The organism is Stenotrophomonas indicatrix, assembly GCF_002750975.1.
In the GTDB taxonomy this organism is placed as follows: domain Bacteria; phylum Pseudomonadota; class Gammaproteobacteria; order Xanthomonadales; family Xanthomonadaceae; genus Stenotrophomonas; species Stenotrophomonas indicatrix.
In genome coordinates, this window is record NZ_PEJS01000001.1 from 968194 (window position 1) to 991761 (window position 23568).

A 23568-nucleotide genomic window follows, 5' to 3' on the forward strand; every position below is an offset into this window, starting at 1 on the left:
CTGAGCCTGTTTTGCGATAGCGCGGTAACGACTGTGTGTTCATAAAATTTACGACAAAGGGTCTATCTATGGGTGATGCATACGAAGTGGTTATGGAGGATGTTCCGCATGACTGCGTGCTGATGGTTGTGTCTGAACTTCATGGGCTCGCTGGATCCGTTTTTCCCCTGGAAATTGACGGCATCGTCGTCGACCTTCACGCGTGGAGCCACAGCGCCCTCCGGTCCGAGGAGCGGCAGAGAAATTTCTGCCTGATTCAAAGGCTCGGCGACTTTTCTCTGGGTGGTTCTGCTCGTTTGAAAGTCCTGCTGCTCCGCGTCATCGGCTTCAACGGTGCCATTGACGTTGAGGTGTCGTTTGATGCGGAGCCTTCGGACGTCCAGATGCTGATGCAGGAGTTCCAAACTCTGTTTTTCTGCCTCAAGCGATGTTCTGGAGCGGGTGCCATCTGCGGAGGAATGGAGCCTGTAGCCGACTCGGCGACGAGAATATTCATGCATGGATGATCAGTTGGACCGCTGAGTCTGAGGGTCGCGGCGGTGAGGGGGACGTAAAGTTCCGCCTTTATTGCTTATGTATGCGAGCAGCACAGCGATGCTGCCACGAGGGCGGCTGCTCCCGCCGCTCCAAGAATCTGGAGGGATGTAGATGTGAGGACTCTTCTGTCTGACTGGTGCGCGTTCTGTGAAGGGTCGGCTGTGTTTGATAAGTCCCATTTTTTGGGGTTGTTGAAAGAGCACGGAACTGATGTTGAGCTTCGGAAGATATTTAGTTATTTTTCGTCATCGTTGGATTTGTATGCGAGGGCCGTTAGGGTTATTTCTTCCGGCAGATTGGATGGTTCGTTGTACCTGCGTCCACGATTTTCAACCTCGCGCGAGGAGATTGCTGCGCTCGGAAGTGCGTGGCTGAGAGGGCAGGAAGAGATATGCAGAAGGATAGGTGATGTTGAGATTGAAAGAACCTGCAGGCGCGTGAAGGTGGTCTTTGCTGCCGGGAGTGATCTGGATGCCGTGCTTCGAGATGATATTCCTCATCACTGGCTTTTTGATGGAATTGGTGATTCGGTAAGGCGGAGTAAAATATCTGAGTCCGACCAGGTGTATGCGTTGTTTGAAGCGCTTTATGGGTTGGCTGCCGACTATCATTTGTCATGGTATATTGGGGATTCATTGTTTGAATTGGATGTGAATTTTGATCCTTACTTTGAATTTTGGCGCATGGGAGGGCGGTGCGCGCTAACTGAGTCGGAATTTTTGGTTTCTAATCAATAATTGGTTGCGGCGAATGTGTTCATTTTCCCTGCCGCTCGCTACCCAACAGTGTGCTAGTTATGGCGCCTGCAATACTTCCCAGGCATAGCGCCTGATCAACCGTGGCAAATGGGTTCCAACGGCGGCTCCATCCTCAGCCAGGGCGCGCAGATGTCCGCCGAGGGCAATGCCGTGCTGCTGGCCACCAAGGACATCGTGCTCGATGTGGCCCACAACACCGAGCGCAGCGACAGCAGCAGCCGTGGCAAGGGCTGGGGCTTTGCCAACAACACTAGTGGCCTGCCGTTCGGCACCAACAACTCGCGCAGCGAAGGCAGCGGCCAGAGCGATACCATCACCGGCACCCAGTTGTCGGTGGGCGGCGGTGTGCGCATGACCGGTAAGATCGTCACCGTTTCGAGCGGCCCTGTTCCAGAGGTGATCGCTCCAGAACTGGGAGCCTACGCTGATTCGCTTGGTGGTCTTGGGGTAAAGACTTCGTGTGGAAACGCTATTGTTCGTTGCGCGGAACTCAGGGCGGCAAACGAATTGATGTTGGCAAACCCGCGCCTGAAGCTTGGAGATGTTAAATTCACTGGTGCCGTGAGGCCGAGGAACAATCAGACAGTCCCTTGGTGTGATAACCCGGTGTATATGGAAGCGTGTTTGAACGGATTCACCTTGATGAGGATTTCCAACGTAAAACTCCCTTAAAGTTTCCCCGGGTCGTGCCGCCACCGATATAGGGCCACGATCAAGGGAATTGAGATGCTCGCCTTACGCAACCTCCGTGTGGGATCCCGGCTTTCCGCCGGCTTCGGTCTGCTGTTGCTGTTCATCCTGGCCATTGTCGGCCTGGTGTTGTACGGAAACCATCTGAAGTCCGCCCAGTTCGAGAAAGTGGTGGGCGTGAACATGGTCAAGATGCGGTTGTTGAACGACATGCTCGATACCAACAACGCGGTGCTGATGCATCGTCGCCTGATGGTGATCAAGCGCGGCGAGGAGTTCGACAAGGATTACCAGCGGGCGCAGGAACTGAGCCGCACCTACGACAGCATCTGGGACAAGTACGTCAAAATTCCCCGCGATGCCACCGGCGATACGCTGGTGGCGCAGATCGCGGCGGCGCGCAAGGCCACCGACGTCTCCACTCAACAATTGCACGAGCGGATGAAGGCGGGCGACTACGACGGTGCAGCCACCGAGCTGCTGGCCGAGCACGGTCTGGCCACGGCCTGGAATGGAGCGATTTCCAGCCTGCTGCGGCACCAGGAAACCCTGACCGAACGCAGCCGTGAGGAATATCGCGCCACGGAAGCGTGGACGGGAACCCTGTCCATCGCCTTCGGTGTGCTCAGCCTGATTCTCGGCGCACTGGCCGCGTGGGCGATCACCCGCAGCCTGACCCGCCCCTTGGCGGGCGCGGTGAAGCTGGCCGATGGCATCGCCAACGGTCGCTTGGACAACGTCATCGATGCCTCGGGCAACGACGAGGTGACCCAGTTGCTGAAGTCCATGCAGCGCATGCAGGGGCAGCTGCAGGCGGTGATGGCCGCGCAGGGCGAGATGGCGCGGCAGCACGATGATGGCAGCCTGGGTTATCGCATGGACGAGAGCGCCTTCCCCGGCGACTACGGGCGCATGGTGCATGACACCAACGCGCTGGTGGGCTCGCACGTGCAGGTGCAGAACCGCTTGATCGAGGTGATGAAGCACTACGCACGCGGCGACCTGTCGGTGGACATGGATCGCCTGCCGGGCGAGAAGGCGGCGATCACCCAGGCCATGGACGAGACCAAATCGAGTCTGTCGGCCATCAACGGCGAGATCCGCCGGCTGGCCACAGCCGCGGCCGCAGGCGACTTCAGCCTGCGCGGTGACGAAGCACGCTTCGAGCATGATTTCGGCGAGATGGTGATCGGGCTGAACCGGTTGATGCAGACCACCGACGAGAACCTGGTGCAGGTGTCGAGCCTGCTGCAGGCGATCTCGCGCGGCGATCTGACCGTACGCATGCAGGGCGATTTCCACGGTGTGTTCGCCCGCATGCGCGACGACTGCAACGCGACCGTCGAGCAGCTGACCCAGATCGTCGGCCGTATCCAGGCCAGTGCATCCAGCATCAATCTGGCAGCGGGGGAGATTGCCTCCGGCAATACCGATCTGTCGCGGCGTACCGAGCAGCAGGCGGCCAACCTGGAAGAAACGGCAGCGTCGATGGAGGAGCTGACCTCCACGGTGAAGCAGAACGCCGAACACGCGCGCCAGGCCAACCAGCTGGCGATCGGTGCACATGGGGTGGCCTCGCAGGGCGGCGAGGTGGTCGGCCAGGTGGTGACCACCATGAGCGCCATCGAAGCGTCGTCGAAGAAGATCGCCGAGATCATCAGCGTGATCGATGGCATCGCTTTCCAGACCAACATCCTGGCGCTCAATGCCGCCGTGGAAGCGGCACGTGCGGGTGAGCAGGGCAGGGGCTTTGCGGTGGTGGCCAGCGAGGTGCGCACCTTGGCACAGCGCTCGGCGGGTGCGGCCAAGGAGATCAAGGGCCTGATCGAGGAGTCGGTGGGCAAGGTGTCCGACGGCTCGGCGCTGGTGCGTCAGGCCGGCACGACGATGGGCGAGATTGTCGCCTCGGTGCAGCGGGTGACCGACATCATGGCGGAGATCTCTGCAGCCTCGCAGGAGCAGAGCTCGGGCATCGAGCAGGTCAACCAGACGGTGATGCAGATGGACGAAACCACTCAGCAGAACGCCGCGCTGGTGGAAGAGGCCAGCGCCGCTGCGCGGTCGATGGAAGAACAGGCCAACCTGCTGGCCGAGGCGGTGTCGGTGTTCCGCACCGGCGCTTCGGTGGCGGCGGCAGCGGTCCGTCCGATGTTGGCAGCGGTCGCTGCAAGCGTGCCGCCGGTGCGTCGCGTGACCGGGGTACCGCTACGGAATGCCCCGTCGCTCGCTGCCAACACGGGTGGGTGGGAAGAGTTCTAAGCCGGGTGGGAGACGGCGCCCATCGCGATGCTGGTCGCGATGGGCGCATTTTTGTTTCCTGAACCGATGATGGCCGTTGAGCGCCTGGAGACGTGGATTTCACCTGCAGTTGCCACGTGCAGGCAGACACTTGCCCCATACCGGAGCACAGGAGATGGCCATGAAGACCTCGACTCGATTGATGGTGCTGGGCACCCTGCTGGCGGCCTCGTCCGTTGCTGGCGCACAGAATTACGGCCCGCGTGATGAAGGGCGCAAGTTCAACGATGGCAGCCGCGTGGTCTGCAAGAACGTGGAAGTGCAGCGCAATACCCGCGATCCCAACCGCATCACCGGTACCGCTACGGGCGCCGTGGTCGGTGGTCTGCTGGGCAACCAGGTAGGCGGCGGCAATGGCAAGAAGCTGGCGACTGTCGCCGGTGCCGTGGCGGGCGGTGCAGCTGGGCGGCAGATCCAGGGCAACCATCAGCAGAAGACTGGCGACCGCGTGGTCGAGCGCCGTTGTGAGCGCGTCTATCGCTGATCCCTCCATGCGATAACCCCTTCCACACTGCTGTACCCCGAACGCCGGCCCTGTGCCGGCGTTCTTCGTTTCCGGACCCGTTCCGTGGGGCAGGGCGCATGCCTATACTGCGCCGACCTCCAGGGATGAATCGCCAGTGAACAAGTCGAGCGCTGTAGACCGTCGGGAACCGTCCGATGTTGCTGATGCAATGCCTCGCACGACAGCCAGCTACTCCCGCGTGCGTGACCGCACCGACGAGCTGGAGCTGTTCATTTCCGGCCTGCTCGCCTTCGCACTGCTCGCCGTGCCGGGCTACCTGTTCGATGCGTGGGCGCGCAGCAGCCTGCATACCGAAGGTGTCTATTTCCAGGCGCTGTGGTTCGCCTTCAGCATCGGCGTCGGCATGTGCTACGTGCTGGCGGTGGCCTTGATCATCCACTTGGCCGTGCGCGGCTACTGGATCGGCCTGATCGGCCTGAAATCGCACTTCCCCAACGGTATCGACTGGGATCGGTTGACGATGCTGGGGCCGTTCTCACGCGCGTTCCTGCAGCAGCGCGACGGCGGCCTCGACGGCACCATTGAACGCGCGGACCGGCTTGCCACCATGCTGTTCTCGACCACGCTGTTGTGCGTGCAGACCCTGGCCGGCACGCTGGTGGTAGCCATTGTCTCGCTTGGCGTGGCGATGGCCATCGGCGCCGCCTTCGGCGATGTCGATCGCATCACGCTGGGAATCGTTGCGGTGTTGATGCTCTGTCTGCTCGGTCTGGCGATGGTGCCGATGCTGCTGGAAAAGTCGATCGCGCGGCGTCGCGCGCGGGGCCTGGACACGGCACGGCAGGAGAAGCGACTGCAGTCGGTGCTGGCTGGCCTGCAGCGGGTACCCATGCTGCGCCTGCTGCAGACCATGCAGTGGACCCTGCAGAGCAACCTGCGCGGCCGCTCGTTCACGGTGATCTATATTTCGGCGGTGATGCTGGCGATGGTGCTCGCCGCCCTGCAGGTCTATGGCTCGATGACGTTCTCGCTGTTCAACCGCTACAGCGTGCTGACCGAGGAGGCAGTGAACCACGGCATGCTGGGCGCGCACTACGAATCGCTGCGCTCGGCGCACGACCAGTTGCTGCCTTATCCGATGATTCCGGCCGATACCATCAGTGCATCGCGGTTGCGCCTGTTCATTCCCCATCGGCCGCAGCGTGACAACCCGGTGGCGCGACAGCGCTGCGCCGGTGGTGCACGCAACGAAGCGCAGGGCGCACTGGCCGCGACAGCAGCGGTGAACTGCATGGCCACGCTGTGGACGGTGCAGCTCGACGGCGGCAAGGTCGACCTGCACGATTTCGTGCCGATGGAACGCCGCGACCTGGACATGCGCGGGCTGGTGGGCTATCTCCCGATGGCGGACCTGAAGCCGGGCCGGCATGACCTGCGACTGGTCTGGAACGTGGACGGCGGCGAACGCGGCCCCAGCCGTCGTCGCGAATACAGCATCCCGTTCTGGTACGCGCCGGAGCCGTAAAAGGAGACGGAGGGGATTAAGTCGATTTCTCCCTCTCCGTGCCAGCTACGACTTAATCCCCTTCGTCCCCTTTGGGCTGTGCAGACGCCAGAGGGCGAGGGCGCCGTACAGCACCAGCAGCACGGCCAGGGTGATCAGTTCGCGGCTGACCTCGGCCAGGCTGGCGTCCATCTGGTTCAGGCGCACCATCAGGTTGATGCCGGAGGTGGTCGGCAGCAGCTGCGCCAGCCACACCAGCGGGCGCGGGGTCATCACCGCCGGCCACGACAGGCTGGCCAGGAAGAACAGCGGGATCGAGGTGGCGATGATGTACTGGAAGGCGCGTTCGCGCGTGCGGAAGAAGCTGCCGACGAACAGGCCGAACGCCACCGTGGCAGCGATGAACAGGGTGCCGCCGAGTAGCTGGCCGAGCGGGTTGCCGCCACGCGGATAGTCCTGCACCCAGGCGGTGAAGCCGGCATACCAGAACAGCCCGAACAGCCCGATCAGGCCGAAGCCAAGGGCCATGCCGGTCAGGGTGGGCAGGTCGAACTGCAGGCGCCGGCCCAGCACCAGCCGGCGACCGCCGAGCAGCACGCCGATGCCCATCAGCAGCGTCTGGTGCACGATCAGTTCGGCCACGCCGGGCACGATCGCGCTGCCATAGCCTTCCTGCGTGTTGAACAAGGGCCGCTGCACGAGGGTGACCGGTGGTGCCTGTGGCGCGCCCATGAACGCGGCCTGGGTGACCGCCGCCTCACGGCCGAACGCACCCAGTGCATCGGCCACGCTGCCCAGTACCCAGCTGGCGCGGCCAAGATAGGCGCCGTTGCCGAGCAGCACCAGTTTGGCCGGATGCCCGCGCAGGATGTCGCGTTCCAGGTTGGCCGGGATAAGCACGATGCCTTCGGCATGGCCGGCCTCCAGCTGTGCGCGAGCTTCCTGCAGGTCGGCCGGTTGCCCGACCACATGGGCCACGCGCAGCGAATCGAGCTTGCGCAGCAGCTCGCGGCTGGTCGCGCTGTGGTCTTCATCGACGACCAGCACGGGCAGGTTGCCGGCCACCTGGTGGCGATAGGCGGCGGGGTAGAAGAACGAGTACAGAATCACCGCGCCGACCATCACCACGATCGCGTAGCGATCGCAGAGCACGGCCAACAGGGTCTGTCGCAGGCTGTGCCAGATCCGGCTCATGCGCCTGCCCCGGCCGGTTGCGCGGCCTGCGGCGTGCGCGCGAACGCCAGCAGGCGCCAGCCGCCGATGCCGCCAGCCACCACGATCATCAGCAGCAGCGTGGCCAGCGGCCATAGCGACACCGCCAACGGCGAGCCGATGAACTGCTGCTGGGTCTGCAGCTTGATGTAGGCGCTGAGCGGCAGCAGCAGGTGCCAGACGCGGGTGAACAACGGTGCGTCGATCACCGGGAACGTGGCGCTGGAGAACGCCAGCGCCGTGCCGATGCTCAGGCCCACGGCGGACAGGGCCGTGCCCATGTCGCGGGTAACGCCAACGAAGAACAGGGCATAGGCCGCGGTGGCCAGGTAGAACAGCGGCTGTGCGAGCAGCAGCAGAAGCACGCTGCCAGCGATGCCGTCGCCACGCAGCCAGGCCAGGTAGGCCGCGCCCAGCGCGCCGTACAACGAGAACAGCAGCACGTAGGGCAGCACCTTGCCTGCAATGGCCGACCATGGTGCATGGCCCAGCCAGGCGGGCAGGGTACCGTCGCGGATCTCACGGCCGAGGCTGCCGGCCACGGCCAGCGCCAGTACCAGCGACAGTACCGCCGGGAAGATCAGTGGCAGCAGGAACAGCTCGTAGCTGCGCGCCGGATTGAACAGGATGTCCGACTGCACCGCGATGGGTGCGGCACGCAGCTTGCCCGGCCCGACCTGCAGGCCGATGCGTTCGCGCAGCAACCGCGCGTTCCACGCAGAGACCGCGTCGCCGATATCCCGCGCGGCGGACTGGCCGGTGGTCATGTAGGTGGCGTTGTAATAGGAAAACACCGTGCCCTGCCGGCCGCGCAGCGCCTGGCGGGTCACATCGCGCGGCACCAGCACCACCGCGAACACCTCCAGCCGACGCAGCTGCGCGCGCGCCTCATCCATATCGACCGGTTGGCTTGCGATGCGCACGCCGGGGCTGGCGTCGAGCATGCGCAGCAGCAGGCGGCTGTCGCTGCTGTGGTCAAGGTCGACCACGGCAATCGGCACATCGCGCATCACCGATGCGGAGAACATCCAGGCCATCACCACCAGCATCAACAGTGGCAGCACGGTGACCAGCGCCAGGTCCGCACGGCTGCTGCGCAACCGGCGCAGTTCGCGCTGCCATGAGCTGCCGAAGCTGCTGCGGCTGGTGTTCAGTGCTGCGGCCATGCGAACAGCACGCTCATGCCGGGGCGGAAGCCCTCGATGCGGCGTACCGGGCGCACGCGCACTTCGAAGCTGCGCACGTCATAGCCCGATGACTGGCGGGTCGTGCGCCAGGTGGCGTAGTCGCCTGCGGGATTGATGAAGTAGACCTCGAACTCACCGTCCTTGCCGAGTGCCGGCACGCTGCCCTGCAGCTTGCTGCCGACCTTCAGGCCCTGCATCTGCGATTCGCGCAGGTTCATCGACACCCACATGCGGTCGATGTCGACCAGAGTGAACACCGGGTAGCCGGCTGGTACCAGTTCGCCCGGGTCGGCCATGCGCTTGTTGATCTCGCCGGCCACCGGCGCGCGGCCTTCCACTTCAACGCGCGCGGCGTTGACTTCCGCCACCGCGCCCTGGGCCTGCTGCACCTGGCCCTGCGCGGCACGCTTGTCCTGTTCGCGCGCGCCGGTCAACGCCATGTCGTACTGGGCGCGTGCGGCGCGGGCCAGTTCGCGCGAGCTGGTGGCCTGGGCCGCCGCTTCATCGCGCTTCTGCCGGGTCATCACCCCTTCGTTGAACAGGTTCTGCACGCGCCGGTAGGTGGCATCGGCAAGCGTGGCACCGGCCTCGGCGCGCTTCCAGTTGGCTTCGGCTGCGCGGATGTCTTCGCTGCGTGCGCCTTCGGCAGCCTTGTCGGCCACCGCCTGCGCCGCAGCCAGTGCGCCGTGCGCCTGCTGTTCCTTGGCTGCCACTTCGGGGCTGTCGAGCAGGAACAGCACCTGCCCGGCCTGCACGCGATCGCCCTCGCGGACCTTCAGTTCGGCCACGCGCGCGGTGATCTTGGCGGACACGTTGAGGGTGTCGGCGTCGGCCATGCCCTGGATCTGGTCGGCGGGGCTGCGCCAGGCCAGCCACAGGCCCAGCGCCACCGCCACCAGCAGCACCACCAGCAGAATCGGCCCCAGCCGGCGCTTGCCCGGGGGCGTCGTTGCTTCGTCGTGCAACACATCACTCATGATCAATTACCTCGTCTGCACGCCGCCGATGGTCTTCGAAGCGGTCCATCTGTCCACTCACCTCGAGCAGTTGTGCCAAGGCGATATCGTATTGGTAGGCGGCCTGCGCACGTTCGACGCGGGCACCGCCAAGACCGAGCCGTGCGTCGATCACGTCCAGCGAGGTGGCCTGGCCTTCGCGGAAGGCCAGCTCCTGCAGGCGCAGGTTCTCGTCGGCCTGGACGATGCTGCTGTCCAGCAGCACGAACTGCTGGCGTGCGGTTTCCAGCTCGTTCCAGGCCTTGCGCACACCCAGCGCGACCTGGTTCTCGGCCTCGCGCAGGCCGGCCTCAGCCTGTTCCTGCTGCGCGCGTGCCGCACTTATCTGTGCCGGCCGTGAGTTCGGCGACAGGAAGGTGTACTTCAGGCCGATGCCGAACGCCCAGTCCGGATCGGTCAGCATTTCGTCGCGGCGGCGGAAGTCGTACTGGCCGAACAGGAATACCGTTGGCTTCAGCTTGGCCTGCTGCACGCGCACGCCCTGTTCGGCCTGCGCCACGATCGCCCGCAGGCGGGCGATCTGCGGCTGCCGTGCCTGCGCGGTACGCTCGAAGGTGGCGACCGGTTCCAGCGGCGCGCGCTGCACGAACAGCGGCGACAGCGGCTGCACATCGCCGCCACTGCGCAACAGCGTGGCCAGCGCAGCCTTCAGCGTGGCCAGATCATTGAGCGTCTTCTGATACTCGCGCTCGGCCTTGTCGCGGGCGACGGTGGCCTGCAGGCGCTGCGCACGCGTGGCGAAGCCTTCGCGTTCCAGTTTCTCGGCATCGGACAGGTGGCGGTTCAAGCCATCGCGCACGTCGCGGCGCACGACCACTGCCTGTTCGGCCAAGCGCTGACCGAAGTAGGCCTGGGCCAGTTGCACGGTCAGCGACTGCCGCTGCGCTTCGCGCTCGGCGCTGGCCTGTTCGCTGGCCGCGCCGGCAGCACGCTGCGCGGCCGGGATCAGGCCGCCGGTGTACAGCGGCAGCACCGCAGTGACCACCGGCCGTGTGCGCCAGTCGCGCTCGGTGAACGACAGCGGTGAGTCGATGCCAAAGGCTTCGGCCACCGGCGCCAGCGAGCCCAGCGGCAGGGTCAGGGTCTTCTGGAACTGCAGCCGCCGCACTTCGCCGGTGATCTCCGGCAGGCGCAGCAGGCGGGTGGCCTCGTGCAGGTCTTCCTTGTTGCGCACGCCGGCATCAGCAGCGGCCAGCGCGTCGGAGACCTGTTCCAGACGCTGCCGCGCCTGTTCCCATTCCAGTGCAGGAGGCGCGCTGGTCTGTGCCGCTGCAGCCAGCGGCAGGCTGGCCAGCAAGGCCAGGCCGGCAGCGCCGAGCGCGCGATGCATCCTTGTCCGTGGGCAGCTCAGGCGCATGCCGTTCCTGTAGTGAAGAAGTGGGCAAACGGTAGTGGTCCGCGCGTGAAGCCGGGGTCTGCGGTGGTCTGGATCATGCTCTTTTCAACGTAGGGTATTGCCCGCGGCGGTACGCAGCGCGTGGGTGATGTGTTGCAACGTGCTCGAACGCACGGCGGCATGCTGCCAGAACAAGGGTACGTCGAGCCAGCGACGCGGTTCCAGCACCACTATCTGTCCGGCCTCTGCCGCTGGCGTGACCAGGGCCTCCGGTGCCAGGCACCAGCCAAGCCCACGCGCGGCAGCATCGACGAAGCCGGTGGAGGAGGGCAGGTAGTGTACGGGCGGTTGCATTCGCGCGCGGGTGAGCCTGCGCAGGAAACGCCATTGCAGTTCATCCTTGCGGTTGAACACGATCATCGGCGCCGAGGCCAATGCTTCGGCCTGCATGCCCGCGCTGAAGTGGCGGCGCGCAAATGCCGGTGAGGCGATGGCGCGGTAGCGCATCGCGCCCAGCGAATGCACGTTGCAGCCCTTCAGCGGCCTGCGTTCGGCGGTGACCGCGCCAAGCACGCTGCCAGTGCGCAGCAGTTCCAGGGTGTGGTCCTGGTCGTCCATGCGCAGGTCGAACAGGTAGCCGTGGCGCTGGTGCAGCTCGGCGATGGCGGCGACGAACCAGGTGTCCAGCGAATCGTCGTTGACCGCCAGCGGAATCGGCGTACGGGTGGCATCGCTGCCGCGTTCCGGCAGCAGTTCGGCAAGCGCTTCAGCCTGCAGTGCCTGCATCGGCCGCACCCGCCGCAGCAGCACTTCGCCGGCAGCGGTAGGCCGGCACGGGGCCTGGCGCACCACCAGCACCTGGCCCAGCCGGTCCTCAAGCGCCTTGATCCGTTGCGACAACGCCGACGGGCTGATCGACAGGCGGCGTGCGGCGGCCTCGAAGCTGCCTTCTTCGAGCACGGCGGTGAAGGCGCTCAACTGCGGATGTACCAGGTCCACGCGGTGCCTCTTCAGTTTTTCTGCACAGGATAAAGAAAAACCAGCTGGCCTTAACGAGCCCGTTGGTCGCACCCTGCGCCTCTTTTCAAGGTGGAGAGCGTCGGATGTGGATTGCTGCGGCATTGGCCGGCCTGTTTTCAGGTGCCGGCCTGATCATCGCCATCGGCGCGCAGAACGCCTTCGTGCTGCGGCAGGGGCTGCAGCGCCGCTACGTGGGCATGGTGGTGCTGGCCTGCATGGGCGCGGACATCGCGCTGATCCTGGCCGGGGTGGGCGGCATGGGGGCGCTGGTGCTGCAGTGGCCGTTGCTGTTGCAGGTGCTGCGCTTCGGCGGGGCCGCTTTCCTGCTGTGCTATGGGCTGCAGGCCGGGCTGCGCGCGTGGCGCGGTGGCAGCGCGCTGGCCGCGGCCGATGCCAGTGGTGGCAGCCGGCGGCAGGTGCTGCTGGCCTGCCTGGCGTTCACCCTGCTCAACCCGCACGTGTACCTGGATACGATGGTGCTGCTGGGCAGCCTGTCCACGCGCTACCCGGGTGACCTGCGTTGGGTGTTCGCAGCGGGCGCCTGCGTGGCCAGCGTGCTCTGGTTCTGCGGGCTGGGGTTCGGCGCTCGGTTGCTGCAGCCGGTGTTCCGCAACGCGGCAGCATGGCGGTTGCTGGATGCTGGCGTGGCGGCCTTCATGCTGTGCCTTGCGCTGCTGTTGCTGCTGCGCCCGCTCTAGGCCGCATCCACCGCGCACAACGGGGTTTCACCAGGGCGCAGGGTCAGCACGCGCACGCCGTTGCCGGTTACTGCCACCGTGTGCTCGAACTGCGCCGACAGCTTGCCGTCGCGGGTGTACACCGGCCATTCGTCCGGCTGCTGGCGGATCGCCGGCTTGCCCTGGTTGAGCATCGGCTCGATGGTGAACACCATGCCTTCCTCCAGCTCCATGCCGGTGCCGGCATGGCCGTAATGCAGGATCTGCGGTTCCTCGTGCATCTCCTGGCCGATACCGTGGCCGCAGTACTCCTTGACCACGCTGTAGCCGTGGCTGCGGGCGTGGCGGGCGATGGCGTGGCCGATATCGCCCAGGCGCGCGCCGGGCCGCACGGCGGCGATGCCTTTCCACATCGCCTGGTAGGTCACCTGCACCAGCTTGCGGGCGGCGTAGTCGGCATCACCCACAACATACGTGGTGCTGGAATCGGCAATGTAGCCGTTCTTCTCCAGCGTGATGTCGAGGTTGACGATCTGGCCATTGCGCAGCACGTCATCGGCCGACGGCATGCCGTGGCAGATGACGTTGTCGATCGAGGCATTGAGCACGTACGGGAACCCGTACTGCCCTTTGCTGGCGGGCCGTGCCTGCAGCTCGTCGACGATCATGCGTTCGACGATGTCGTTGATCTCCAGCGTGCTGCGGCCCTGCAGCGGCAGCGCGTCGAGCATGGCGAAGACCTGCGCCAGCAGTCGCCCGGACTCGGCCAGGCGGTCGATCTCGTCGGGGCGCTTGATCATGGCCATTGGCTCAGGCCCGCCCGGGGGCAAGCAGCTGCGGCTGCACACCGGCGGCGCGCAGTTCACTGGCGACGACGTCCTGGAAGCTCAGGGTCGGGTTCATCTCGCACAGCATGCCGACCCGGATCCAGAACGTGGCCTGGGCGTTGATCGAGCGGTTGGAGACGGTGCAGGCACGGCGCAGCTGGTCGTGCAGGGTGTCATCGATGTTGACGATGCCCATGGGCGTTCTCGATTGGGAATATATGAAGCGTATACGAAACGTATATTACCGCTCAAGCGCGTGGCATTCAGCCAGCGTCGGTGGCGAAGCGCAGGCGGTTGCCATCCGGGTCGACGATCAGCATCTCGCGGCTTCCCCAGTCGGTATCGTGTGGCGGCTGCTCGATGGGTACTCCCGCAGCGCTGAACGCGCGGTGCAGGTCATCGACGTCGGTGACGATGAAATACACCGCACCGCCCACCTCGCAGTCGCCGGTGTGTTCGGTCAGGAAGATCGTCTGGCCTTCGCGGGTGAGCTGGGCGAACAGCGGGAAGCCGGGTTCGAAGCGGTGCTCCCAGTCGACGATGAAGCCCAGGCCCTGCACGTAGAAGGGCAGGCTGGTATCGGCATGGCGCATGCGCAGCTGCGGGATGACGGTCTGGGGCATGGCGAGGGCTCCTGGGGCAGACGTCCAGTGTAGTGCCGGCCGCTGGCCGGCATCTTCGTGAGCCCGGGAACAATGAGGTTGCCGGCCAGCGGCCGGCACTACCGACTCTGCCTGGGTCTGGCAGGTGCCAACCTTGGTTGGCACATCGTGGTACAGCTACCGGCCAGCGGCCGGCACTACAGGGCGGGGTCAGCAGGCCGTCGGAACGGCGGCCATCGCCGCCAGCAGTTCGCGGTTCACCTGCTGGTGCTGCTGCTGCCAAGCCGGAAGATCATCGGCGCTGACGTCGGGCTGCCCATCCAGCGATGACAACCAGCGCTTGAAACGGCTCTGGTAGTTGGCAAGTGACACCTCGCCGGTGATGTCGCTGCCCACCAGTCCACCGGTGCGCAGGGCCTCGATCACCATCAGCGCGTGTTCAAGCTGGAAGCGGCCCTGGTCCCAGTTGCTGCGCGCGACATCTTCAGCGAACACGTCCTTGTCGATCGACAGGTAGGTCGGTTGAGGGGCCTGCGCCTGTTCGGCGGCGAACGCGGCGACCAGGGCCTCGGGATGGTCGAAGTGGCGGAAGGCAGCTGCCATGCCCACGCGGCTGGCCCAGCCCACATCCACATCCATGCACCAGTAGGTCAGCCGCCGCCCCAGCAGCGGCCGCCAGTGGTTCTCCCACGCATGGCCCAGGCCGATATCGGCGGAGGTGATGCCCAGCACATGCACATGCGATACCTGCGGCAATGCGGCGGCAGCATTGACCCAGGAACCGCAGTGCATGCCGAAGGGAAAGCGCATGTTGTCCGGATGGTTGTCCAGCACCACCAGCTGGAACGGGGCACGCGTGTGCAGGTGCTGCAGCAGCGGCAGGCTGAGATGGTGGAAGTCGCCGCTGCCGAGCATGACCGTGCCGAGCTGTGCCGGCAGCGGCCGAAGAACTTCAGTGGCGAAGCGTGACAGCGTGGCGTTGCGGCAGGCAAAGCGCAGCGGGTCATGCCAGTGCTGCAGCGCAAGCGTGCGTGCCTGTGGCAATGGCAGTACGCCACCATCGAGGTCGAGGATCAGCGGCGCACGCAGTTGCATCGGTCAGCCTCCTCCATCCGGCTCAGCCTGCAGGTGCGGGGCCAGCCTGCGCAGGACGGCGCGCAGCAGCGGCGAACGCGCATGCACCGCGTGTACGGTGGAGGTGAAGCGGGCACCCAGTTCGGCCTTGATGCGTGAATCGGTCCAGCCGGCAACGTAGTGGCTGAGGCCGTGCTGCAACGCGTATTCCAGGTTGTGCATCCAGCTGACCGAGTACAGGTTGTGGTCGCGCGACTGCGGATAGGACAGGCCGATGTACTTGTCCACCAGCTTGCCGGCATGCACGTAGCACAGGTTCCAGCCGATCAGCTCGCCGTTGTGGCGGTAAAGGAACAAGCGCCCCTGTCCCTGCGTGTCTGCCAGCAGGTGCTGGAAGAAGGGTAGCTCGAGCCGGTCGAAATGCACGGCGCTCTGTGCATACACCTGCAGGTACAGCGCATGCAGTTCGGCCTGCAGCCGCGGTTCGGCAAGGGCAGGGTCACCGGTGGCGATGCAGTCGATCTGCAGGTTGCTGCGTGAGCGCAGCTTGCGCCGGATGTTCTTGCGACGCGCTGCGGACAGGCGTGCCAGATAGGCGTCGATTCCATCGAAATCGATCGCCACCCATGCCAGCGGCATGCCTTCCAGCGGGATGAAACCGCGTGCTTCCAGCGCCTGCAGGAAGGCATGGCTGTGTGCGTTGGCGGCATCGTCCAGCAAGGGCGAATCGATCGCCAGATCCTTGACCACCAGCAGCCGGCTGTCACCGACGCCATGGCGCAGCACGTCGTCGGCCAGTGCCGCCGCAGAAACATGCCCCGGCAGCGGCGTGTACTCGGTGCTGGTGGCACCGATGAACCGTGTCTGCCAGGTCAGCCAGGGCCGCCACAGGCGCGACAGCGGCAGCCCCAGCAGGCGCGAGCGCAGTGCATCGTCCAGGGTTGTGGTCAGATCCAATGGCGCACGGAAACTGGGCAGGCCGCTGGGCAGGCGGCTGGCATCGAACCCCAGGGGCGGGTGGGCCAGGAAGCCCTCCAGCAGCGCGGCCGGTTCCAGCGCGGTGCTGGATACACGCGGGATCACGTCCATGCGGGGCACGGGAACCGACAGCGCATTCCCGCTCAGCCCTTGGCCTTGGTCAGCAGCTGGTCCAGCAGGGTGATCGCCAGGTCGATCTCTTCGTAGCTGATGTTCAACGAGGGCGCGAAGGTGATCACGTTCTTGTACCAGCCACCCACATCGAGCACGAGGCCCATGCGCTTGCCGTCGTGCAGCAGGTCGCCGGCCAGGCCGATGTCGACCATGCGGTCCAGCAGTTCACGGTTCGGGGTGAAGCCATCGGCAGCGCAGATTTCCGCACGCAGTGCCAGGCCGAGGCCATCGACATCGCCGATTTCCGGATGGCGCTTCTGCAGGCCGCGCAGGCCGTCGAGGAAGTAGGCGCCCTTCTCCGGCACGGTGCGCTCGTAGTCCATCTCCTTGCCCAGCTTCAGCACTTCCAGGCCCAGGCGCGTGCCCAGCGGATTGGAGTTGAAGGTGGAATGGGTGGAGCCCGGCGGGAACACGGTCGGGTTGATCAGCTCTTCGCGCGCCCACAGGCCCGACAACGGGTTGAGGCCATTGGTCAGCGCCTTGCCGAACACCAGCACGTCCGGGGTGACATCGAAGTGTTCGATGGCCCACAGCTTGCCGGTGCGCCAGAAGCCCATCTGGATCTCATCGACGACCATCAGGATGCCGTACTTGTCCAGCACGCGCTTGAGGCCCTTGAAGAAGTTGCGCGGCGGAATGACGTAGCCGCCGGTGCCCTGGATCGGCTCGACGTAGAACGCGGCGTACTCGGCCTGGCCGACCTTGGGATCCCACACGCCGTTGTACTCGCTTTCGAACAGGCGCTCGAACTGGTGCACGCAGTGGTCGGAGTACTCGTCCGGGGTCATGCCCTTCGGGCGACGGAACGGATACGGGAACGGGATGAACATCGCGCGTTCGCCGAAATGGCCGTAGCGGCGGCGGTAGCGGTAGCTGGAGGTGATCGACGAGGCGCCGAGGGTGCGGCCGTGGTAGCCGCCTTCAAACGCGAACATCAGGCTCTTGCCGTTGCGCGCGTTGCGGACGATCTTCAGCGAATCCTCCACCGCCTGCGCACCACCCACGTTGAAGTGCACGCGGCCGTCGAGGCCGAACTTCTCGTGCATGTCCACCGCGATGGTCTTGGCCAGCTGCACGCGCGTCGGGTGCAGATACTGGCTGGCGACCTGCGGCAGGGTATCGATCTGGTCCTTCAGCGCATTGTTCAGGCGCTGGTTGGCGTAACCGAAGTTGCACGCCGAATACCACATCTGCAGATCGAGGTACGGGGTGCCGGCGGCATCGAACATGTAGCTGCCTTCGCAGCGCTGGAAGATCTTCGGCGGATCAACGTAGTGCACGGTGTCGCCGAAGGAGCTGTAGCGTGCTTCGTCTGCCAGCAGCTGTGCATCGGTGATGGCGGCATCGGCGTTCTTGTCAAAAATATTCATCGGTTCGATTCCGGAGAGGGCATTCAAAGGAAGCAACGGGCGGAGCGATCAGGCGGTGGCGAGCAGCCGCGGAAGCGAGGGCTGAAGCAGGCTGCCGTCGAGAAGGCGCGGGAGCAGCGCAGTAGCGTCGTGGAAGGTGTCGATGGCGGCGTGGGGAATGCCGGCGTCGGTGCAATGGGCGATCAGGCGACGCTTGGCGAACACGAAATCGGCGTGTTCGGACACGCAGAAATCGGAGGCGCCATCGCCGATCATCAGCACGCGGGGAGCTTCGTCAGCACGCGCCTGCGCCGCGCAGGTGCACTTGCAGGTGCCGCTGCGGCAGCCTTCGGCCTGGTACGGAGATTCAAGCTGCCAATGGCCGTCAGACCAGCGCAGGTGGTTGGCCACCACAGGCAGCGGCGGCAGGCCGTGGTTGGCGAGGATGCGATGGATTGCGTAGTCCAGGCCGTCGCTGACGATGCGCAGTGGCAGGCCCAACGCCTGCGCGCGATTGACGAAGGCGGCGAAGCCCGGATCGATCCGTACCTGGTCCAGGTGTGCATCGAGGGTGGCCGGATCCAGCTTCAGCAGGCGGACCTGGCCCTGCATGCATTCACGCGAACCGATCTCGCCCGAGCGCCACTGGTCTTCCAGCTGCTGCCAACCGGGCTGGCCGAAGTTTTCCAGCAGCGAATCGATGACGTCCTCGAGGCTGATGGTGCCATCGAAGTCACACAGGATGCTCCATTGCATGGGCAGCTCCGTCGATGAAGAGAGGCCTTGGCACGATGCCGGCGACGGGGTCAATGTAGGCAGGCCGTCTTTCTCGTTCCTTTCCACCTGAAAGCCCGAACGGAGGCACTCGGGAAGCGTTCAGCCAGTGAGCGCGAAGCAGGCTTTGCCCGGCTTCAGCCTCTACTGGCCAGCCAGTACCTTCACGATCTCGCAGGCGTCTTCGTGGGTCAGCCAGGGGCTGTTGCCCACGGTCAGGGAGCGGGCGGCGAAGTCGCGGGCATTGGGTACGTCCGCGTCTGCGACGACGCCTCGCAGATAGGCATAGTCCGGCAGGGCGTGGATGAACATGCGGCTGACACCCAGGCCGCGCTGCCACAGCGATGAAAGCGCTTTGTCGCGTGCACGTTCGCTGGGCAGCAGCAGCATCAGCATCGGCCAGGTGCCAAGAGTGCCAGGCATCCCGTCCACCACTTCAACGGCAGGCAGCGATTCCAGCTGCACGCGCAGCTGCAGCGCGCGCAGGCGGGCGGCCTGCAGGAAGGCGGGCAGGCGCTGTGCAGCGTGCGCCCCGACGTTCTGCCGCCAGCGGCTGACGCGATGCTGCGGAATAGCCAACGGAAACACATCACCCACCGCAGCTTCCAGGTCGCCACGGCGCAGGGCACGCCGCAGCGGATTTCCATACACCAACGACAGCAGGGAAGGGCGGTAGCAGGCCGCCAGGCCCAGCAGCTGCAGGCTGCGCCTCAGCTCCCAGCGCGGGTTGAAGGGCGTGTGTCCTGCGGCCTGCTCGATCAATGCCGCACGCAGTTCTTCATCACGTGTCAGCAGCAGGCCGCCCTCATGCAGGCTCAGGCCCTTGCCGGCGGCCAGGCTGAAGAAGCCGATGTCGCCGCGCAGGCCGACGCTGTTGCCGGCCACGCGTGCACCCAGTGCCTGTGCAGCGTCCTCGATCACCCACGCACCGACGCGGTGCGCAATGGCACATGCGCGATCAACATCGGCGATGCGCCCGCCCAGATGCGTGGGCACGATCGCCAGCGTGCGTGCATCGGCTGCGGCGTGCAGCGCCACCGGGTCGAAATCGAAATGGTCGCGGCGGGTATCGCACAGGTGTATGCGCAGGCCGAGGCTGTGCACGGCAATCGGTACCAGCGGACAGGTATAGGCCGGCAGGATCACGGTATCGCGCTGCGGCGCGCGCCTGCGCAGGGTGCGCAGGGCAATCAGCAGGGCATGGGTGCCCGAGCAGGTCAGCTGCAGCGGCGGCGTGCCCAGCTGCCCGGCGAGAATCGTGCACAGGTCGCCGCCACCGGGAAGGAAATCGCTGGCCTGCAGGGGCAGGCCAGCGGTGGGAGGCAACTCGCGCGACAGCAGGCTCACGGGGCTGCTTCGGTAACTGCATGCGGATCATCCGCCTCGGCACGGCCCAGGCAGATGATGCCGGCCACGATCAGCACCGCACCGATCAGGTGATGCAGCGTCAACGGTTCGTGCAGCAGCCACGCCGACAGCAGCAGCACGCTGATCACTTCCAGGTGCGAGGCCGCGAACGCAGGGCCGATCGGCGCGTGCCGCAGAAGGCTCATCCAGGTGAAGAACGCGCCGACGTAACCGAGCATCGCGCCGTATACCCAGGGCTGTGACAGCACGCGCAGAAGCCATGCGCTGTTGGCCTCGACCGGCAGCGCGGCGTCGCCGGCGTACTTGAAGCACAGCTGGGCGAGGGTGTCGAAGGCCATCAGCAGCGGAAACCCGACCAGGTACAGCCGCCTCATGTTCCGGCTCCGACCACGGCAACGCCAGCGCTGACCAGCAGCATGCCGGTCACCCGCAACGGCGTCAGCCGCTCGCGGAACAGGATGCGGCCGGCCACCATCAGCGCGACGATGTTGATCGAGCCGAGCAGCACGCCCTGTGACAACGGCACCAGCGACAGGAAAGCGATCCAGGCGACGAATTCGAGCACATAGCAGGCGATGCCCAGCCACAGCCAGGGACGGCCGAACATGTGTTTCCAGCGCTGCAGGCCTTCGCCATCCTGCGGGTCGCTGGCGGCAGCCTTGAAGGCCAACTGGCCGCCGGTATCGAGCACCACGTTGACCAGCCACAGCAGGGTCGCAAGCGATCCCATCTCAGGCGACCGCCTGCAGCACGCCCGCACGTTCGCCGATGTCGCTGAAGAAGCGCGCGCTGCGGCGGATCACCTCGCGCCGTTCGCGATCGATGGTGATCATGTGGTAACTGTCTTCCAGCACCACCAGTTCGGTCGGGCCGCTGACGCGCGAGATCACCAGTTCGGCATTGCCCATGCTGGCCACGTCGTCCTCGCGGGCATGCATCACCAGGCATGGTGCCGTGACCTGATGCAGGTGACGGCGCGTCCAGGTGCTCAGTGCACGCATTTCGGCCAAGGCATGCCACGGGTTGCCTGGCAGGCCGGCAGCGGCACTGTCACCAGAGAGCATGGCGGCGCTGACCTGCGCACGCAGGCGCTCGTCGCGCAGGCCGTACGGCGGCTCTTCCATGAACATGCGGTCGCGGCCGATGCCCAGGCGCTTGAACCACGGCAGCAGGAACGAGAAGCGTGCGACCGCCGGAATGTTCCAGCCGTCGTAGCGGAAGGTGGCGCCGTACACCCCCACGCCGGAGACCCAGTCCGGCCGCCGCGCGGCCAGCGCCAGCGCCAGCACCGCCCCCATCGACAGCCCGCCGACGAACAGCTGGTCGACCTTGCCACGCAGGTCCGCCGCCGCGTCTTCCACGCCCTGATACCACTGTTCCCAACGGGTCTGCAGCAGGTCCTCGACGCTGCCGCAGTGGCCGGGCAACTGCACGCCATGCACGCTGAAGCCCGCGTTGTTCAGCCCTTTGCCCAGCATGCGCATTTCGGCGGGCGTGCCGGTCAGGCCATGGATCAGCAGGACACCCTGCGGGCCACCGGGAAGAAAGAACTCATGGGATGCAGGCACCAGTCGGCTCCAGCGCGGCAGTCGGGAAGGTCAGCATCGCAAGCGCGATTTTCGGCAACCTTTCAACGGTCCGTCTGGATCAAGGGCCCTTCAGCAACGGTATGGTGATGGACACCTTCAGGCCACCGCCGGGACGGTTGAGGTAGCCCAGGCGTCCGCCCAGGTGCTCGACGGCCTCATGGGCGATGGCCAGGCCCAGGCCGGTGCCGCTGGCTGCAGTGCCGGGCGCACGGAAGAAGCGCTCCCCCAGCCGCGACATCACGTCCTCGGGCACGCCCGGGCCATTGTCTTCGACGTACAGCTCGACATCGTTGTCGTCCAGGGCCTGCACGCCGACGGTGACGGTCGCCTCCGCGCCGGCGTAGCGCAGGGCGTTGTCGATAAGATTGTCCAGCGCCTCGTGCAGCAGTGCGCCGTTGCCCAGTATCCGCACCGGCTGCTGCGGACCCAGGTAGCCCAGGTCGATGCCATCGCGGATCGCTTCGGGCACGCGCATGCCCACCCATTGCGGCACCAGCTCGGACACATCCAGCGCCTCCACCGTCTCCGGCACGGTCTGTGCCCGGCTCAACGCCAGCAGCTGGGTGCTGACGCGGGCGGTGCGCTGGTTGAGCCGGCGGATGTTCTGCAGCGCTTCACGCACGGTCTCTGGATCGCCGTGCGCCAGGGCTTGGTCCACGTGCAGTGCCATGCCCGCCAGCGGCGAGCGCAACTGGTGGGCGGCATCGGCAATGAAGCGGTTCTGCAGCGTGATCATTTCCGCCTGCCGCGCGAACAGGCCATCGATGGTGCTGATCAGGGGCTGGATTTCCTCGGGCACGTCGGCATCGGAAATCGGTGCCAGCTCGCCGCGGCGCTGGGCCAGGCGCGAGGTCAGCGGGGTCAGGATACGCAGGCCGTGGGTGACGCCGAACCAGACCAGCGCGGCCATTCCCAGCGCCAGCATGGCCATCAGCGGAATGACGATCATCAGGATTTCGCGCGCACGCTGGCGGCGGTCGGCCATGCTTTCGGCCACGGTCACCGCCAGCTGGTCCTGCGGATCGTTCATCGCCTGGGTGCAGACCGTCGACATGCGCACCTGCTGGCCGTTCAACTCGCCTTCGTACAGCGCCGGGTGCGTGCCGCTGCAGTCCTGCGAGGGCGCATAGGCGCTGAAATCTGCGTTGCCGGCGATGGTGCCCAAGCGGCTGCTGTCGACGTTGAAGTAGCGATGACCGTCGGGGTCGTACTCGATCAGAAAACGTGCCTGCGGAGACAGGTCGCTGCTGACCGGCATCGTGCTGAGCATCTGTGCGAACGACACGGTGTCATCGGTCAGGTTGCGGTCGTGGATGCGGTTGGAGTAGTCCAGCGCCACGTAGTAGGCCAGCAGCGTGTTGAAGGTCAGCAGGCCCAGCATCGGCAACGCCAGGAAGGCGAGCAGGCGCCGGCGCAGGCTGGGCGGTCCGCTGATCACGCGCTGGCGTCTTCCAGCATGTAGCCCAGCCCGCGCACCGTGCGGATGCCCATGCCGCCCGGCTGCAGCTTGCGGCGCAGGCGGTGCAGGGCGATGTCCAGGCCGTTGTCGGTCAGGTCCTGGCCCCAGTCGCACAGGGCCTCCACCAGCTGCGCGCGCGAGACGATGCGCTCGGCACGCACCGCCAGGGCGGACAGCAGGCCGAACTCGCGCGCGGTCAGTTCCAGCGTCTGCTCGTCTATCCACACCCGGTGGCCGGTCAGGTCCAGGCGCAGCCGGCCGATGCGCAGGTCGGGGTTGCCGTTGCTGGTGACCCGGCGCAACTGCGCGCGCACGCGTGCTTCGAATTCGTCCAGGGCGAAGGGCTTGACCAGGTAGTCGTCGGCTCCCAGGTCGAGCACGCGCACGCGCTCGGCCAGGCCATCGCGTGCGGTGACCACCAGCACGGCCAGGCCATCGCCGCGCTGGCGCAACCGCTGCAGCACATCGCGGCCGTCCAGCTGGGGCAGGCCAAGGTCCAGCACCAGCAGCGCGTACTGGGTGGAGTTCAGGGCGGCATCGGCATGCGCGCCGTTGTCCACGTGGTCGACCACGTGGCCCTGCCGGCGCATCGAGGCGCACAGGCCAGAGGCGATGTCCGGATCGTCTTCTGCGATGAGTACGCGCATGCGCGGGGCTCCTGGGGGCGGATGGG

The 23568-nt window shown here is 65.8% G+C and carries 25 protein-coding genes; 7 read left to right on the plus strand and 18 right to left on the minus strand.

The annotated features are described in order from the left end of the window. Positions 1 to 68 precede the first annotated feature (68 nt). From CR918_RS04520 to CR918_RS04540, 6 genes are all read left to right on the plus strand, one after another. The gene (locus tag CR918_RS04520) at positions 69 to 506 is read left to right on the plus strand and encodes a hypothetical protein (protein WP_133119666.1); all 438 of its coding nucleotides are present in this window, start codon (positions 69 to 71) and stop codon (positions 504 to 506) included. Between the two features lie 192 nt (positions 507 to 698). Then, entirely contained in the window at positions 699 to 1274 is a 576-nt protein-coding gene (locus CR918_RS21025) for a hypothetical protein (RefSeq protein ID WP_133119667.1), read from the plus strand. 108 nt (positions 1275 to 1382) lie between these two features. Continuing rightward, positions 1383 to 1967 (plus strand): hemagglutinin repeat-containing protein, encoded by a 585-nt coding sequence (locus tag CR918_RS04525; protein WP_099842152.1) that lies wholly within the window; start codon positions 1383 to 1385, stop codon positions 1965 to 1967. Positions 1968 to 2021: 54 nt separating this feature from the next. Further along, positions 2022 to 4244, plus strand: coding sequence for a methyl-accepting chemotaxis protein (locus tag CR918_RS04530; RefSeq protein ID WP_099842153.1), 2223 nt, complete (start codon positions 2022 to 2024; stop codon positions 4242 to 4244). 154 nt (positions 4245 to 4398) lie between these two features. Beyond that, on the plus strand, positions 4399 to 4767 hold the full coding sequence (locus tag CR918_RS04535) for a glycine zipper 2TM domain-containing protein (protein ID WP_025873797.1): 369 nt from the start codon (positions 4399 to 4401) through the stop codon (positions 4765 to 4767). A 190-nt stretch (positions 4768 to 4957) separates the two neighbouring features. Further along, complete coding sequence (locus CR918_RS04540) at positions 4958 to 6274, plus strand: hypothetical protein (protein ID WP_202908355.1); 1317 nt, start codon at positions 4958 to 4960, stop codon at positions 6272 to 6274. 45 nt (positions 6275 to 6319) lie between these two features. On the opposite strand, the gene CR918_RS04545 is transcribed toward CR918_RS04540, so the two are convergent. The 5 genes from CR918_RS04545 to CR918_RS04565 form a co-directional block, all read right to left on the minus strand. After that, on the minus strand, positions 6320 to 7447 hold the full coding sequence (locus CR918_RS04545) for an ABC transporter permease (protein ID WP_032976013.1): 1128 nt from the start codon (positions 7445 to 7447) through the stop codon (positions 6320 to 6322). Then, positions 7444 to 8631, minus strand: coding sequence for an ABC transporter permease (locus tag CR918_RS04550; RefSeq protein WP_099842154.1), 1188 nt, complete (start codon positions 8629 to 8631; stop codon positions 7444 to 7446). Before CR918_RS04550 ends, CR918_RS04545 begins: the two co-directional genes overlap by 4 nt. Continuing rightward, a complete protein-coding gene (locus CR918_RS04555) occupies positions 8616 to 9629 on the minus strand; it encodes an HlyD family secretion protein (RefSeq protein WP_099842155.1) in 1014 nt (337 codons plus the stop codon). The genes CR918_RS04550 and CR918_RS04555 overlap by 16 nt, the downstream gene beginning before the upstream one ends. Next, the gene (locus CR918_RS04560) at positions 9622 to 10998 is read right to left on the minus strand and encodes a TolC family protein (RefSeq protein ID WP_207759518.1); all 1377 of its coding nucleotides are present in this window, start codon (positions 10996 to 10998) and stop codon (positions 9622 to 9624) included. Before CR918_RS04560 ends, CR918_RS04555 begins: the two co-directional genes overlap by 8 nt. Before the next feature lie 111 nt (positions 10999 to 11109). Further along, a complete protein-coding gene (locus CR918_RS04565) occupies positions 11110 to 12003 on the minus strand; it encodes a LysR family transcriptional regulator ArgP (RefSeq protein WP_099842157.1) in 894 nt (297 codons plus the stop codon). Positions 12004 to 12107: 104 nt separating this feature from the next. Between CR918_RS04565 and CR918_RS04570 the strand changes: the two genes are divergently transcribed. Continuing rightward, positions 12108 to 12722, plus strand: a complete 615-nt coding sequence (locus tag CR918_RS04570; protein ID WP_099842158.1) for a LysE/ArgO family amino acid transporter — start codon at positions 12108 to 12110, stop codon at positions 12720 to 12722. On the opposite strand, the gene map is transcribed toward CR918_RS04570, so the two are convergent. The 13 genes from map to CR918_RS04635 form a co-directional block, all read right to left on the minus strand. Beyond that, positions 12719 to 13501: a type I methionyl aminopeptidase gene (gene map, locus CR918_RS04575; protein WP_202908356.1), complete on the minus strand. Its 783-nt coding sequence runs from the start codon at positions 13499 to 13501 to the stop codon at positions 12719 to 12721. The genes CR918_RS04570 and map overlap by 4 nt on opposite strands. A 10-nt stretch (positions 13502 to 13511) precedes the next feature. After that, a complete protein-coding gene (locus CR918_RS04580; RefSeq protein WP_025873788.1) occupies positions 13512 to 13724 on the minus strand; it encodes a ParD-like family protein in 213 nt (70 codons plus the stop codon). 67 nt (positions 13725 to 13791) lie between these two features. After that, positions 13792 to 14151, minus strand: coding sequence for a bleomycin resistance protein (locus CR918_RS04585; protein ID WP_099842160.1), 360 nt, complete (start codon positions 14149 to 14151; stop codon positions 13792 to 13794). 189 nt (positions 14152 to 14340) lie between these two features. After that, the gene (locus CR918_RS04590) at positions 14341 to 15225 is read right to left on the minus strand and encodes an arginase family protein (protein ID WP_099842161.1); all 885 of its coding nucleotides are present in this window, start codon (positions 15223 to 15225) and stop codon (positions 14341 to 14343) included. A 3-nt stretch (positions 15226 to 15228) separates the two neighbouring features. Then, on the minus strand, positions 15229 to 16293 hold the full coding sequence (locus CR918_RS04595) for a GNAT family N-acetyltransferase (RefSeq protein ID WP_099842162.1): 1065 nt from the start codon (positions 16291 to 16293) through the stop codon (positions 15229 to 15231). Between the two features lie 32 nt (positions 16294 to 16325). After that, on the minus strand, positions 16326 to 17726 hold the full coding sequence (locus CR918_RS04600; RefSeq protein WP_032976023.1) for an aspartate aminotransferase family protein: 1401 nt from the start codon (positions 17724 to 17726) through the stop codon (positions 16326 to 16328). Between the two features lie 48 nt (positions 17727 to 17774). After that, a complete protein-coding gene (locus tag CR918_RS04605; protein ID WP_059063537.1) occupies positions 17775 to 18461 on the minus strand; it encodes an MtnX-like HAD-IB family phosphatase in 687 nt (228 codons plus the stop codon). Positions 18462 to 18623: 162 nt separating this feature from the next. Then, entirely contained in the window at positions 18624 to 19826 is a 1203-nt protein-coding gene (locus CR918_RS04610; protein ID WP_099842163.1) for a DegT/DnrJ/EryC1/StrS family aminotransferase, read from the minus strand. Then, on the minus strand, positions 19823 to 20221 hold the full coding sequence (locus tag CR918_RS04615; RefSeq protein WP_025873781.1) for a DMT family transporter: 399 nt from the start codon (positions 20219 to 20221) through the stop codon (positions 19823 to 19825). The genes CR918_RS04610 and CR918_RS04615 overlap by 4 nt, the downstream gene beginning before the upstream one ends. Next, on the minus strand, positions 20218 to 20577 hold the full coding sequence (locus CR918_RS04620) for an EamA family transporter (RefSeq protein WP_025873780.1): 360 nt from the start codon (positions 20575 to 20577) through the stop codon (positions 20218 to 20220). Before CR918_RS04620 ends, CR918_RS04615 begins: the two co-directional genes overlap by 4 nt. Position 20578: 1 nt before the next feature. Beyond that, positions 20579 to 21415 (minus strand): alpha/beta hydrolase, encoded by an 837-nt coding sequence (locus tag CR918_RS04625; protein ID WP_025873779.1) that lies wholly within the window; start codon positions 21413 to 21415, stop codon positions 20579 to 20581. A 79-nt stretch (positions 21416 to 21494) separates the two neighbouring features. Continuing rightward, entirely contained in the window at positions 21495 to 22874 is a 1380-nt protein-coding gene (locus CR918_RS04630; RefSeq protein ID WP_099783323.1) for a sensor histidine kinase, read from the minus strand. Next, a complete protein-coding gene (locus CR918_RS04635) occupies positions 22871 to 23542 on the minus strand; it encodes a response regulator (RefSeq protein WP_025873777.1) in 672 nt (223 codons plus the stop codon). The genes CR918_RS04630 and CR918_RS04635 overlap by 4 nt, the downstream gene beginning before the upstream one ends. Positions 23543 to 23568: the final 26 nt, after the last annotated feature.